Here is a 13,982-nt window from a genome sequence, read left to right on the forward strand (position 1 = left end):
GATCAGCGCCGCGTCTGCACGCCGATGGGCATGATCTTGCAGGTGCCGGTCTCCAGGTCGAAGCCCAGGCGTTGGTCCAAAGTTTCCAGCGCGCGCCCGTACATGTGCAGGTGGCGGATGACGCTGTCGCCCTGGATCTCCACGGCGTGGATGTCGTCGGGCATCAGGGCGATGCCGCTGCCGGGACCGACGACGACGGTGTCGACCTTTTCCAGCTTGCCGACGCCGGGTTGCGAGCCGTCGTCGATGCGGTCGTACACGTAGTTGTATTCCACGCCCTCGACCGCGGCGATACACGCCCAGGTGGTGTGGTTGTGCGGCACGATCTTCTTGCCCGGGCGCATCACGTTCAGATAGAGCGCGTAGCTCTTGTCGGCGTCCTCGGCGATGAGGTAACGGGCCTGGCGTTCTTCGCCTTCAGGCGGCGGATAGCGGTCGGCGCCCCACCACGCGGTGTTGCCGGCCAGGGCAACCAGCTCGTCCAGGACAGATTGCAGGCTGTCGCGGTTCAGGCCCTTATTTCCTACAGTTTTTTTAATATTTTCGACCGCGCTATCGATGCCGGCCTGTTGAGGATGTGCAGTGCTCACGTCGACGTTCCCTCTTGTTTCATGAGTTATTGCACTCACTGTATCGCCGGGTTTACGGGCCAACAATTTAAATTGCTTGAACATTCCATTAGGGCTGCTAATGTGTCGGGTTATCCCTGAACCCGTTTCCAACGCCCTGATGCGGAACCTTGACCTTGACCTGCTGCGCACGCTGACGGCAATCGCCCAGCATGAAACATTCTCGGAAGCCGCCAACCGGCTGCACAAGACGCAGTCGGCCATCACGCAGCAGATGCAGCGGCTCGAGTCCATGATCGGCCTGCCCCTCTTTGAAAAGCAGGGCCGCAACAAGGTGCTGTCTTCCCACGGCCGGCGGCTGGTCGAATACGCGCGGCACATGCTGGCCATCAATGACGAAGCGTTGCGGGCGCTGCAGGCCGGGCCGTTGGAAGGCGATCTGCGATTGGGTGCACCGCTGGACGTGGCGGACACGATCCTGCCGACGCTGCTGACGCACATCGCGCGTGTCGCGCCTCGCGTGAAACTGGAGATCCGGGTGGATCGCAGTCCTTTCCTGATGGACGCGCTGCGCGCCGGTGAAATCGATCTGACTATTTCGACGCGCTTTGACCAGGACTTCGAGGGCGTGGCGTTGCGCACGTCGCCGACGGTATGGTTGGCGTCCGCAGATTACGTGCACGATGCCCACTCGCCCGTACCCCTGGTGCTGGCGGACGAGCCCAGCATCTTCCGCCGGCTGGCGCTCAATGCACTGGAGCAGGCGCAGGTGCGCTGGCACACGAACTACGTGGCGCCGAATCTGGTGGGGATCAAGGCGGCGCTACGCGCGGGCCTGGGGGTGACGGCGCGCAGCGTGGAACTGCTGGGGCCGGAGATGCGGGTGCTGGGAGAAAAGGAAGGACTGCCACCGCTGCCGGATGTGACGTACTTCCTGTGGATAAGGCGTGATCTCATCAATCCGCTGACGCGGCAGGTGTACGACATGCTGCGGACCAACCTGGGGCTTGCGCAGCAAGGCGCCGCGACGGCCTAGCCGCCGCGGTCCATGGTTCAGTAACGGTCAAAGATCTGCTGCAGGGCAGCCGGATCCCGCGTGACCGTCAGGGCGAGCATCAGCAGGATGCGCGCCTTCTGGGGGTTCAGGTCGCGCGCCGCGACAAAACCCAAGGCGGCGTCGTCGACTTCGACATCGCGCGCCACGAACCCGCTGCCGGTGCGGCTGGACCGCACGACCGCCACGCCATCGTCCGCCGCGCGGCGCAGGCCTTCGATGGCCAGGTCGGTGGCGTTGCCATCGCCCACGCCCGCCAGCACGATGCCGTCAGCCGCGCTGGCCAGAAAATCGATCAGATCGGCCTGCAGGTTGGCGTACGCGTAGACGATGTCGACACGCGGCCAGCCGGTCTTTTCCAGCAATGCGAGTGAAAACTCGCTTTGCTCGCCGAACGTGGTGGCGTTGCGCGAATAGAAGTTGGGCACGCCGCCGTGCATGACGCCGGCGCGGCCACGATTGGGCGACGAGAAGGCGCACAGACCCGCGCTGGCGATCTTCTGGATTTCGCGGGCGTAGTGGATGTCTTCGTTCATGACGACGAGCGGCCCGCGGCCGCGCGCGTCGGGGTGACGCGCCAGCGCCACCGCGTTGTACAGGTTGGCCGGGCCTTCGGCGCCAAGCGCCGTGGCCGGACGCATCGCGCCGACCAGCACGACAGTCTTGTCATGGCGGTTGACCAGGCTGAGGAAATACGCGGTTTCCTCGAGCGTGTCCGTGCCGTGGGTGATGACGATGCCTGCCACCGAGGGGTCCTGGCAAAGCGTGTCCACGCGCTGCGCCAGTGTGCGCCAGACGTCGTGCGTCATGTTCTGGCTGCCGACGTTGGCCACTTGTTCGGCGCGGATTTCGGCGATGCCGGCAAGCTGCGGCACCGCACCAAGCAGATCGTTCACGGAAAACGTGCCGGCCTTGTAGCCCGCGGACGTGGCGTCGGCCTGGGCCCCTGCGATCGTGCCGCCCGTTGCGAGCACCGCAATGACGGGCAATGCGCGTTCAGGCATCCACGGCTCCGGAAAGGCCTTGGCGTTCGAGGAGCGAGTTCAAGTGCTCCCAGCCGTGGAAATCGATGACGATCTGCCCCTTTTCCTTGGCGCCCACTTTCAGCGCGACGCGCGTGCCCAGGTGGTCGGACAGTGCTTCTTCGAGACGCGTCAGGTCGCGCGACACGCCGTTGGTTTTCTTCTTGGGCGAGGCCGACGCTTCGGCCTCCTTGGCGGTCTTGGCGACGAGCTTTTCAGCTTCGCGCACCGACAGGCGGCGCGCGATGATGAGGTTGGCAAGCTGGATCTGCGTGGCCGCGTCAACGGCAAGCAGCGCGCGGGCATGGCCCATGTCGACGTCACCGGCCAGCAGCATGGTCTGCACGGGCGCGGCCAGGTTCAATAGACGCAGCAGATTGCTGGTGGCGGAGCGCGAGCGGCCGATGGCCTGCGCGGCCTGTTCGTGCGTCAGGCCGAACTCATCGAGCAGACGGCGCACGCCGTGCGCTTCTTCCAGCGGATTCAGGTCTTCGCGCTGGATGTTTTCGATCAGCGCCATGACGGCCGCGTTTTCGTCGGCGACCTCGCGCACCAGCACCGGCACTTCCTTCAGGCCGGCAAGCTGCGCCGCGCGAAAGCGCCGTTCACCCGCGATGATCTCGTAATGCCCGGGCGCGTCGCCCAGCGCACGCACGAGAATCGGCTGCATGATGCCTTGCGTGCGAATCGATTCGGCCAGCTCGCCCAGGGCCCCCTCGTCCATGCGCGTGCGCGGCTGATACTTGCCGGCGCGCATCTTCGAGATGGGCAGGGTGGACGGCGGACCCTCGGGCTTGGCGACAGCCTTGCCGATGTTGTCGATGGCGGGCGCATCGGCGCCCAGCAAGGCGTCCAGTCCGCGACCCAATCCCTTGGGTTTCTTGGTGGCCATAATTAAATCCTCTTTCCTTCTGTCTTTGTATCCTGAGCGCCAGGCTCAGGTGTCCGCCTGCTCGGCGGGCAGGCGGTACCAATACGCGTAACAGTCTTTGAATCCGTAGCGGGCGTACAGCGTCCGCGCCGCGATGTTTTCCGGCTCGACCTGCAGGTAGGCCGTCCTGGCGCCGCCGGCGGCCCCTTCGGCCAGCAAATGCTCCATCAGGACGGCGGCGTAGCCTTTGCGCCGATGTCTTGGATGGGTAACGATGTCGAACAGGCCGAGCAAGTCACCTTCGCGCACGGCCATGCCCGCGACAACCACCTGCCCTGCCGCGTCGGTGGCAAGCACCGGCTGCTTATCCACAGCCAGGCCTTGCAGGCGGGTCTGATGTTCTTCGATGTGCGCGGCTGACGAGCCGCGCAGCGCCCCGACCGCCGCTGCGAAGCGCTCGGCATCGACCATGCTGAAATGCAGATCGCTCCTGACGCTTGCGCGCGGAGCGAGCGGCGTGCTCATGACGCGAGTCTCACCGGTGTAGATATAGCCGCGGGCCTCCAGGTCGGCGTCGAGCGAAAAATCGGGGCCGATGGAGGTGATGCGCAGCACCATGGGCAAACCCTGGCGCGCATACAACGATGAACAATACGCCAGCCGCTCATCCAAAGGACGTGTGGATAACCCCAGCACATTGACGCTGCGTACCCGCTTGGCCGGCGATTGGGCGAAACGCACCAGCCAGCCATCATAGATCACCTGCGCGCCGACGGCGGTGGCATTGAGCGCCGCGTCTTCCAGCCGCACGCGCAGCGCATCGCGCACGTCGGCGGGCGGCGTGCAGAGGGCTGTCTGGGGCGGAAAAAAGAGCGCGGCGTCGGACATGGGGGACGGCTAGTTCAGGTCCTTCCTGACGCGCTCTATCATTTCGGCGCCGAATGAAATGTAGGCCTGCGCGCCGCGTGACGCACGGTCATACACGACGCCCGGCATCCCGTAACTGGGTGCTTCGGCCAGGCGCACGTTGCGCGGCACTACGGTCTTGAAAACCTTGTCGCCGAAGTGCGATTCGAGTTGCGCGGACACCTGCTGTTGCAGCGTCATGCGCGGGTCGAACATCACACGCAGCAAGCCGATGACGCGCAGGTCGTCGTTGATGTTTCGATGCACGCGCTTGATGGTGTTGACGAGGTCGGACAAGCCTTCGAGCGCGAAGTATTCGCACTGCATCGGAATGATGACGCCGTGCGCGGCAGCCAGGCCGTTGAGGGTAAGCAGGGACAACGTGGGCGGGCAGTCGATGAGCACGAAGTCGTACTGGGTCGCGACGGTGTCGATGGCGGCCTTCAGTTGGCGCTCGCGCTGTTCCATCTGCACCAGATCGATCTCGGCGCCGGACAGTTCACGGTTGGCGGGCAGCACGTCGTAACCGCCGGATTCCGACTTCACGCGTGACTGTTCAATGGAGGATTCGCCGATCAACACCTGGTACAGGTTGGATTCCAGCGAATTCTTGTCGATGCCGCTACCCATCGTGGCATTGCCCTGCGGGTCCAGGTCCACCAGCAGCACGCGCTGATTGTGCGTGGCAAGGCCCGCCGCCAGATTGATGGCGGTCGTCGTCTTGCCCACCCCGCCCTTTTGATTGGCAATGCAGAAGACGCGGGCGGATGTGCTGGGGGGTATGTTCTTCATAGGGTTCCTTGACTGCGGCGCATCCAGATCAGGCAGCGTTCTGCTTGCAGCTCCGGGACCTGGAGCGGCTGAATATGGTCGACTTGCCATTCCCCGCGCGCGTGCAGCGCCTGGATTTCTTCTTCGGGGAGCTTGCCCTTCATGGCGACGAGGGTACCATTCTTGGCTACGTGGCGACCCGCGAGTTGCGCAAAATCATCCAATGATGCAAACGCTCGCGACGTCACGATGTTGCACCCGGCAGGATCGATCGTTTCTATGCGCGCATGCTGCGATTGCAGGTTGGGCAGACCTAACGCGCCGCTCATCTGACGCACGAACGCGGTCTTCTTTTCAACGGCGTCAACGCAGGTCACGGACCACTGGGGCCGCATGATGGCCAGAACGACGCCAGGCAGCCCGCCGCCCGAGCCGACGTCGTAGACCTTGGCCGGCGCATCGGGCGCAGCCAGCGCCTCGCTAAAGGGCTTTACGGCCGCAAGACTATCGAACAGATGCTGCACAAGCATCTGCTGCGGATCGCGGATGGCGGTCAGGTTGTACGTGCGATTCCAGCGCTGCATCTGCGCCAGGTAATTGAGCAGTTTGGCGATGGCGCCGTCATCGGCGGTCACGCCCAGCTGCTCGCATGCGCGAGTGAGTCGGCCGGCCATGTCGATGCCGGCCTGATTGGCGGGCGCGCTCATGCCGCTTGCTTGCGCGAGCCGTAATGCAGGCGCTTCAGGTGAATGAGCAGGAGCGAAATGGCAGCCGGCGTGACGCCGGAAATGCGCGCGGCCTGGCCGATCGTTTCCGGACGATGCGTCTTGAGTTTCTGGCGCACTTCGAAGGACAGGCTGGTCACGGCGTCGTAGTCGACGTCCGCCGGGATCGGCTGCTGTTCATGGGCGATGTGCTTTTGCACTTCATCCTGCTGGCGCGCGATATAGCCGGCGTACTTGACCTGGATCTCGACCTGCTCCGAGAGCACGTCGTCGTCGACAACGCCCGGGCCGGCCAGCAACGTGCCGTCCGCGTTCTGGGCGGCCATCAAGGCTTCGTACGTAACGTTCGGCCGTTTCAACAGATCTGCTAGTGAGTACTCACGTTCAATCGCCTTGCCGAGCAGCGGTTCAGCCACCTCGGCCGGCAGCAGACGCGGATTGACCCACGAAGACTTCAGGCGTTCGACTTCGGCAGCGACTGCGTCGCGCTTACGGTTGAACGCATCCCACCGCGCATTGTCGACAATACCGAGCTGGCGGCCGATTTCGGTCAGGCGCAGATCGGCATTATCTTCGCGCAGGCTGAGGCGGTATTCGGCGCGAGACGTGAACATGCGGTACGGCTCGGTCACGCCGCGCGTGACCAGATCATCGACGAGCACACCAAGGTACGCTTCGTCGCGGCGCGGCGTCCACTGCTCGCGGTCCTGAGACTTCAGTGCGGCATTGACGCCAGCCAGCAGCCCCTGGGCCGCGGCTTCTTCGTAGCCGGTGGTGCCGTTGATCTGTCCCGCGAAGTAAAGCCCTTCAATTGCCTTGGTTTCCAGTGTGCTCTTGAGTCCACGTGGATCAAAGTAGTCGTATTCGATGGCGTAGCCGGGTCGCATGATGTGGGCATTCTCAAGACCGGGCAGCGAATGGATCAGATCCAGCTGCACATCGAACGGCAGGCTGGTCGACACGCCGTTGGGATAGACCTCGTGCGTGTCCAGCCCTTCCGGCTCCAGGAAGACCTGATGCGACTGCTTGTCGGCAAACCGATGGATCTTGTCTTCGATGGACGGGCAATAGCGAGGACCCACGCCCTCGATGACGCCGCTATACATCGGCGAGCGATCGAGGCCGCCACGGATGATGTCGTGGGTGCGCGCGTTCGTATGGGTGATCCAGCACGGCAGCTGGCGCGGGTGCATGGCCACGTTGCCCATGTACGAGAACACGGGGACCGGGTCCAAGTCGCCGGGCTGTTCTTCCAGGATGGCGTAATTGATCGTGCGTCCATCGATGCGCGGCGGCGTGCCGGTTTTGAGGCGGCCTTGGGGAAGCTGCAGTTCCTTCAAGCGCTGGCCCAACGAAATCGCGGGCGGATCACCAGCGCGACCGCCCGAGTAGTTCTGCAGGCCCACGTGGATCAGACCATTCAAAAACGTGCCGGCGGTCAGTACTACCGTCTTGGCTCGGAACTTCAGCCCAACTTGCGTGACGGCGCCGACGACACGGTCACCCTCCACCATCAGGTCTTCGACAGCCTGCTGGAACAACCAGAGGTTCGGTTGATTCTCGAGGCGTCCCCGGATGGCTTTGCGGTACAGGACACGATCAGCCTGCGCCCGCGTTGCGCGAACGGCCGGACCTTTCGATCCGTTCAAGATGCGGAACTGGATGCCGGCCTCGTCGGTTGCCAGAGCCATGGCCCCGCCCAGCGCGTCCACCTCTTTGACGAGGTGACCCTTGCCGATTCCGCCGATGGACGGATTGCAAGACATTTGGCCAAGGGTCTCGATGTTGTGCGTGAGCAGCAGCGTCTGCGCACCGGTACGGGCAGCAGCCAGTGCCGCCTCGGTGCCGGCGTGGCCGCCACCGACGACGATGACATCGAATTCGCGGGGATAGTCCATGATGGGGGGGAGGTAAAGAAGAGAGCGATCGGCGCTCATTATAGAGGCAGGGGTTGCATGTTTCACGTGAAACATGCGGGCTGGTTGTTTTATGTGATGTGGCGCGTGGTGGCTCGGGGTAGCTGTGGTCCGTAGCGCTGGGTAGCGCAGGATATCGGCACCTGCCGGTGATTATCGGAGTGTTCGACGTGAAACACCTGGGTCGTTTGTCGACTGAGTACGAGGTTCCAGTCGGTAACACGTTTCACGTGGAACAGGGATGGCTATCGAGAGTAGCTGGACTGAGGCGCTCTGAATTGGGAGCGAGTCGAGTGTGGTCTCTCTTATGATGTCGGCGGCGTGGGGAGTAGCCTCAGCAAGCTGGGCTGCCGTAGTGTCGCCCAAGCGCGAGCTTCGAAGGCCAATGAGGACGACCTAGCCGATGTTTCACGTGAAACATCGCGAGGCACCAAAGGAATGACTCGGCCCGCCCTTCCCTGCGGCAACTGACCTGAATGATCGATGACAATTGAACATTCAACAGTCGGCGGCCCGATACACCCCGGTCCAAGCAACCCCGCAAGTCCACCGCACGGCCTGTCTGGCAAACGCACTCGACCACACGTCGCAAGTTTTGCAACTATCCAAGCTCTGATCGCTGCGAAGTTTCACGTGGAACATCGCACACCCAGTTAGACCCAGCTACACGCCGCCGTCCCACACTGCGGATAACAGCGATCGCTGACGCGCGAGTATCGGTCAGAGGCCTTTTCCAAGTGCGTCCGGCTCTTGGCGGAACACTCACATCACTCCCCTAGTCCCGCGAGTAAGTTCTGTTCGGGGCATCCCAAGTCCATTTGGCTGCCCTATTCCGTATCCTGCTAAGCCGAGCGCAAGAGGTCCGTTTATGCACAGAACCCCGGGCAACAACACTCCACTTGGCTAAACTGAGGAGAACGTCTCAGCGCGCGCGGAGAAATGCTGTTAGCCGCCCTGCCTTCATTCATCGGCTGTGGTTCCCAGCTCCCGCGGCCGACGGCCGCTCGATGTTTCACGTGAAACATCGACCTAGGTCGACTGCTACGTCGTTCAACAGTTCACCGGATCGTCAAATGCGCCATTCTCTCTGCAGTCGGCCGTCTGCAGAGAGCTGAAGACAGCGTTTCGCGACGGGATGTACGCTGCATAAACTCGCTAAATCGTGCGAACGCGCTGGGCATGCGTGCGATAACTCGTGGCAAAGTCAGGGGGAGAAAGGCTGTTTCACGTGGAACACTGCCCGGCCTGCAACATTGAAGGCATACCACTACCCGGATTCGTCGCGTCTGGAGGCACGCCAGGCAAGCCGTTGCAGCTTCATTGGAGACACGGCCGTATCAGAGCTTCTGGCCTTTCCAGAAATGAACGCCGATATTGAGAGCCACGAAGGCCGCGCTGCGCTCCAACAAAAAAACCCAAAAAGCCGATTCCCTTACGCATCCTCGCATCGTAGAGGATGTTCCACGTGAAACACATTGACGGGCATGAGGAAAAGTAGCGTCGGTGTTTCACGTGAAACACCCCTCAGAGCGTTCCGGGCTTTAAACGCCTGGGTCGGGATCTCAGTTGCCGCAGGTGCTACCCCGCATGAGGATCGCTGCCATCACGGTCCCCAACCTGAGTCGCGACTGATCTTCGATACCTGACGTCACCGGGGTGAAAAGGTAAGAAAGATGAAAAATATCGATTTATTCCCCCCTTACCTACCCCTACCCGAAAATTCATATTTTTTAAGTTCATGGCTCGCTGCACCGTGAGCGATAGCCCCAAAAAACCACCGGCGGTAGGTCGCTTCTGAATTCACATGTCGGCGCGTGCTTCGACGAAGTGTTAACCACAGCGTTGTCCACAAACCAGATCAAGCCGCCAACAGTCCTTCGTCCATCGAGTGCGGGGACGCGAGCAAATTCGGGATGTCGCCCCGCTCGAGCTGTGATGCACCAATCAGACATTTGGTTTATCCACAGACGCCTATCAACGACGAGACACTATGAAAAGAATCGGATGGCGAAGCGCGAAGCCAGGGTTACGCACATTCTTATCAACAGGCAAGCCCGCGAAACGACCAGGACGCAGCCACGAAGCAGCACAGGAGTACACAGGCGGGGACAGTCAGCCCCGAGAATCCGGCCGCCCAAGTATCTTCCCTGACTCGCCCATTACTCTATTCAGCGAGAGATGTCTTATCCACAGCGTCGAAGGCAACGAGTTCAAGACGGCAAAGCGGTGCACATCGATGCACGACAGCAACTCGTTGCCGGCGGACCCAAAATCACGAAAGCAATTCCGCGTTAGAAATCAAAGGCAAAGCCGACAACTGAAACCTGAGGCCACTGCGGAAGCGAAGTTCAATAACCTGCTGAACTCTTCCAACAGTGCACGGTCAAATCGCGCGGCCTGAACATCGGGGCGACTTATTCACAAAATTATCCCCACCCCAATATTGAATGATCGGTTCGCGGCCATCGGGCATGGTCACTGACCCGAAGCTAATCTTGCTCGCACTCCCGCTGCGCCGCCATCATCCATATGGGCGAGGCGCCTATGGCTTCATGTGAAACCTGTGGACAGGTCGCAAGGAGAAATCCGCCGCGAAAATTAGACTGCCCACCGCAGCGCCCAACCCGCCCAACCGAGTCAACCCGAGCCGCCGAATCATCCGCAATTCCTGTTCCCGCGACCTCACCCTTTAGGCGATATCCCCATTTCTATCCACAGGCGCAGGCCGTCAATTTGGATAGTGAGTGGCGTAATTCTGTGCATAACCGGCATGGGGATATCTTTGTGAACAACAAGCGCCAAATCACGAATTTACGCGCGATGACCGACGCTAAACTCGCATGTCAGACGCTGAGATTCGGGTAAACAAACCTCGCGAACACCCGGACAAAAGGCGAGTTTCCCTATGAAAACGTTGATTAAACGCCTTCTAAGCACGCCTGACGCAAGCAGGGAATCTATTCACGGGGAGCAAAAAGACATCGCCTGCATTGATGCAGAAATCTGTGCAAAACCCGGTTCACTGAAGCGCGATTGCTTCATAACTGATCACTCGCGAGCTCATGTCCGGAAATAATTATCCACAGAGTTATCCAGTGCTCGAGGATATGTTAGTGAACACTAACAGTGTGAAGATACACGCCAGGGTTGAGGGCTGCAGCGCACGTCGCGACGCGAGCGGTTCAGCGTTACTGAGCAGATAGAAACGAGCGCTGCAGAGCCGCAGCAAAATCACTTCACGAACCGAATTGGCTGCCCAAATGAAACAACGCCCCAGACCGTGAGGTCTTGGGGCGTTGTAGCCAGGCCTAGCCTGGCTGACGGGAAATTGGGATTTCCCGATTTAGAGCGGGCGAATTTCGGCCGCTTGAGGTCCTTTCGGACCATCTTTAACTTCGTATTCGACTTCCTGGCCTTCGTTCAGGCTGCGATAGCCGCGACCCTGGATGGCGGAAAAGTGTGCGAACACATCGGTGCCGCCCACGTCCGGCGTGATGAAACCGAAACCCTTGTCAGCGTTGAACCACTTGACTTTGCCCTTCTGAGCCATTTTCTCTAGCGTCCTGTAATTAAATCGAAATGCAATGAATCAAGGACGCCGTGCGAACTGAACGATCGGTGCAAAACCAGTGTTCCCGCTTGTCGCCAGAGCGGCAGAAACGAGTCTGCTCGCGCTTGAATCAACTGCGGAATCAGCATACTCATCCGGCATTACCGAGTCATATAGTTGTTTACCCCAATGTCGCTTTTTTTTCACTGGAACGGCAGTACCGCCAGGCGGAATTAGCCATGCCGACGCGCCAAAACCGTATAAATGGGACCCGTCACGATCACCACAAAAACCATGCGCGTGACGTGAAATGCCGTCACCACCGGAACGCCCAGCTGCAGCACCTTGGCGGTGATCGCCATCTCGGCAATACCGCCCGGCGTCGTGCCCAGAATCAAGGTGGGAATGGGCGCAGCAGACCACAAGGACAGCAAGGCGCCCACGCCGAAGGCCAGCGCCAATGCCAGCACCGTAAAGCCCGCCACTGCCGCCATGAAACGCGGCGCTGCGCGGAAAAAGTCTGGCCGGTACCGATCGCCAAGTGACCAGCCGATAAGCAGTTGCCCTGCTTTCGGCACATAGTCCGGCAATGCGGAAAGCTCGATGCTGGACGCAGTCAGCACCATTGCGACAAGCATGGGCCCAAGCACCCAGGGATTGGGCAACCGCAGCTTCGTAAACATGGCGCCGCCCACAATGGTCAGGGCCACCAACGCGGCCAGGCCAAGCGCGTGCACGTCGCGCGGTCCCGGCACGGTGGGATCCAGGCCAGCCACGCCCCACCACTGGAATATGAAGGGCACCGTCACAACCACCAGCAGTACGCGCACGCTGTGCGCGGTCGCAACGCGATCGATCCGCGCGCCATGGCGTTCGGCCAGATTGGCCATTTCACTTGCGCCGCCGATGGCCGATGAGAACCACGCCGTCTTGAAGTCCACATCCGTGAAACGCCGCAGAATGGCGGTGCCCAGAAATGCGAGCGCCAGCGCGAACAGCATCCCCACGACAATAGGGCCAGCGTTGCTGCCAATGTGTCCGATGACCTGTGGGGTGAAATACAGCCCCAGCGATGCGCCGATGACCCATTGGCCCGCATTGCGCGCCGGCCGCGGACACGCAGTGCGCACGCCGGCAATCCGCGTGGCCGCAGTCAACAGCAGCGCGCCCAACATCCACGGCAGCGGCAGGTGGGCCCACACCGCAAGCAACGCGCCGGCCAGCGCAATACCAAACCCGCCCAGCACTCGCACCCGCATGTTCTGAACCACAATCCGATCCGCGTTAGAAGCTCATGAAAAATGAATTATGAGTTAGTGGGATACTTACGAAAACTTTCCTCGGCTACCCGTGTTCACTTCGCGTCCAACATGATCCGCTCCAAACTCCCCGACGTCGGCACCACCATATTCACCGTGATGAGCCGCCTGGCCATCGAGCACAAGGCCATCAACCTGGGCCAGGGCTTTCCTGACTTCGATCCGGACCCCGCGCTGTGTGCGCTGGTCACCAAGGCGATGGCCGACGGCCACAACCAATATCCGTACATGCCGGGCGTCGCGCCGCTACGCGAAGCCATCGCGGCCAAGACGCGCGAACTCTACGGCCATGCCTACGATCCCGAAACCGAAATCACGGTGACCAGTGGCGCCACTGAGGCGTTGATGGCCACGGTATTGGCGGCGGTGGGCAGCGGCGACGAAGTGGTGGTGATCGAGCCCTGCTATGACTCGTACCTGCCGGCGATTCGCCTGGCCGGCGGCACCGCAGTCCCCGTGCCGCTGCGCGCGCCCACCGAAGCCGATCCGTACTACCGCATCGACTGGCAACGTGTGCGCGACGCCATCACGTCCAAGACCCGTCTGTTGATGCTGAACTTTCCGCACAACCCCACCGGCGCGGTGCTTGACGAGAGCGACCTGGACGCGCTTGAAGCGATCGTCCGCGACACGGGCGTGCTGCTGGTGTCGGACGAGGTCTACGAACACATCGTGTTCGACGGCAAACCGCATGCCAGCGTGGCGCGCCGCCCGCTGCTTGCCGAACATGCGTTTGTGATCTCGTCGTTTGGCAAGACCTATCACACCACCGGATGGAAGATCGGCTATTGCTGCGCACCGCGCCAACTGAGCGCCGAGCTGCGCAAGGTGCATCAGTTCATGGTGTTCACGGTGCCGTCGCCGATGCAGTTTGCGCTGGCGGAATTCATGCGTGATCCCAAGCCTTACCTGGATCTGCCGGCGTTCTATCAGGCCAAGCGGGACCGCTTGTCGCAAGGGCTGGCGCAGACGCGATTCCGGCCGCTGCCCAGTCCCGGCACGTTCTTCCTGCTGGCTGACTACAGCCAGATCTCCAAACAGAACGAAGCCGACTTCGCGCGCGACCTGACCGTCAACCATGGCGTGACCGTGATTCCGGTGTCCGCGTTCTATCGCCAGCCCGACGCGCCCGAATCGAATCATCGGATCGTGCGCTTCTGCTTTGCCAAGAAGGACGCAACGCTGGACGCGGCGCTGGAGCGTCTGAAGCAGGTCTGACGGCTCAATATCTGAGTAAAAGCTCATATATGAAAATGCGGTCGAATTAACCTCAACATGC

At 61.3% G+C, this 13,982-nt stretch carries 11 protein-coding genes; 2 read left to right on the forward strand and 9 right to left on the reverse strand.

Annotated elements, in window-relative coordinates:
- Positions 1-2: 2 nt before the first annotated feature.
- Positions 3-590: a cysteine dioxygenase family protein gene (locus HV681_RS20880; protein WP_175124804.1), complete on the reverse strand. Its 588-nt coding sequence runs from the start codon at positions 588-590 to the stop codon at positions 3-5.
- Between the two features lie 139 nt (positions 591-729).
- Between HV681_RS20880 and HV681_RS20885 the strand changes: the two genes are divergently transcribed.
- On the forward strand, positions 730-1,605 hold the full coding sequence (locus HV681_RS20885; protein WP_175124805.1) for a LysR substrate-binding domain-containing protein: 876 nt from the start codon (positions 730-732) through the stop codon (positions 1,603-1,605).
- 17 nt (positions 1,606-1,622) lie between these two features.
- Here the strand turns inward: HV681_RS20885 and HV681_RS20890 are convergent, their stop codons facing one another.
- The 8 genes from HV681_RS20890 to HV681_RS20925 all read right to left on the reverse strand — a co-directional run bounded on the left by HV681_RS20890 (position 1,623) and on the right by HV681_RS20925 (position 12,643).
- Positions 1,623-2,627, reverse strand: coding sequence for an asparaginase (locus HV681_RS20890; protein ID WP_175124806.1), 1,005 nt, complete (start codon positions 2,625-2,627; stop codon positions 1,623-1,625).
- Entirely contained in the window at positions 2,620-3,537 is a 918-nt protein-coding gene (locus tag HV681_RS20895) for a ParB/RepB/Spo0J family partition protein (RefSeq protein ID WP_062839279.1), read from the reverse strand. The genes HV681_RS20890 and HV681_RS20895 overlap by 8 nt, the downstream gene beginning before the upstream one ends.
- A 45-nt stretch (positions 3,538-3,582) precedes the next feature.
- Positions 3,583-4,404, reverse strand: coding sequence for a GNAT family N-acetyltransferase (locus tag HV681_RS20900; RefSeq protein ID WP_175124807.1), 822 nt, complete (start codon positions 4,402-4,404; stop codon positions 3,583-3,585).
- 9 nt (positions 4,405-4,413) lie between these two features.
- Positions 4,414-5,214, reverse strand: coding sequence for a ParA family protein (locus tag HV681_RS20905; protein ID WP_105241282.1), 801 nt, complete (start codon positions 5,212-5,214; stop codon positions 4,414-4,416).
- Positions 5,211-5,900 (reverse strand): 16S rRNA (guanine(527)-N(7))-methyltransferase RsmG, encoded by a 690-nt coding sequence (gene rsmG, locus HV681_RS20910; RefSeq protein ID WP_175124808.1) that lies wholly within the window; start codon positions 5,898-5,900, stop codon positions 5,211-5,213. Before rsmG ends, HV681_RS20905 begins: the two co-directional genes overlap by 4 nt.
- Positions 5,897-7,816: a tRNA uridine-5-carboxymethylaminomethyl(34) synthesis enzyme MnmG gene (mnmG, locus tag HV681_RS20915; RefSeq protein WP_175124864.1), complete on the reverse strand. Its 1,920-nt coding sequence runs from the start codon at positions 7,814-7,816 to the stop codon at positions 5,897-5,899. The genes rsmG and mnmG overlap by 4 nt, the downstream gene beginning before the upstream one ends.
- A gap of 3,361 nt (positions 7,817-11,177) precedes the next feature.
- A complete protein-coding gene (locus HV681_RS20920) occupies positions 11,178-11,384 on the reverse strand; it encodes a cold-shock protein (protein WP_056566091.1) in 207 nt (68 codons plus the stop codon).
- Between the two features lie 233 nt (positions 11,385-11,617).
- Positions 11,618-12,643: an AbrB family transcriptional regulator gene (locus HV681_RS20925; protein WP_175124865.1), complete on the reverse strand. Its 1,026-nt coding sequence runs from the start codon at positions 12,641-12,643 to the stop codon at positions 11,618-11,620.
- A 111-nt stretch (positions 12,644-12,754) separates the two neighbouring features.
- Here HV681_RS20925 and HV681_RS20930 point away from each other — a divergent pair, with 111 nt between their 5' ends.
- Entirely contained in the window at positions 12,755-13,921 is a 1,167-nt protein-coding gene (locus HV681_RS20930) for a pyridoxal phosphate-dependent aminotransferase (protein WP_175124809.1), read from the forward strand.
- Positions 13,922-13,982 lie beyond the last annotated feature (61 nt).

This window comes from Achromobacter animicus (assembly GCF_902859585.1).
Lineage (GTDB): Bacteria > Pseudomonadota > Gammaproteobacteria > Burkholderiales > Burkholderiaceae_B > Achromobacter > Achromobacter animicus.

Bases quoted from the DNA above. Each gene is read 5' to 3' on its own strand.
- HV681_RS20885 (WP_175124805.1), top strand. From the start codon at position 730: ATGCGGAACCTTGACCTTGACCTGCTGCGCACGCTGACGGCAATCGCC.
- HV681_RS20890 (WP_175124806.1), bottom strand. From the start codon at position 2,627: ATGCCTGAACGCGCATTGCCCGTCATTGCGGTGCTCGCAACGGGCGGC.
- HV681_RS20895 (WP_062839279.1), bottom strand. From the start codon at position 3,537: ATGGCCACCAAGAAACCCAAGGGATTGGGTCGCGGACTGGACGCCTTG.
- HV681_RS20900 (WP_175124807.1), bottom strand. From the start codon at position 4,404: ATGTCCGACGCCGCGCTCTTTTTTCCGCCCCAGACAGCCCTCTGCACG.
- HV681_RS20905 (WP_105241282.1), bottom strand. From the start codon at position 5,214: ATGAAGAACATACCCCCCAGCACATCCGCCCGCGTCTTCTGCATTGCC.
- rsmG (WP_175124808.1), bottom strand. From the start codon at position 5,900: ATGAGCGCGCCCGCCAATCAGGCCGGCATCGACATGGCCGGCCGACTC.
- mnmG (WP_175124864.1), bottom strand. From the start codon at position 7,816: ATGGACTATCCCCGCGAATTCGATGTCATCGTCGTCGGTGGCGGCCAC.
- HV681_RS20920 (WP_056566091.1), bottom strand. From the start codon at position 11,384: ATGGCTCAGAAGGGCAAAGTCAAGTGGTTCAACGCTGACAAGGGTTTC.
- HV681_RS20925 (WP_175124865.1), bottom strand. From the start codon at position 12,643: ATGCGGGTGCGAGTGCTGGGCGGGTTTGGTATTGCGCTGGCCGGCGCG.
- HV681_RS20930 (WP_175124809.1), top strand. From the start codon at position 12,755: ATGATCCGCTCCAAACTCCCCGACGTCGGCACCACCATATTCACCGTG.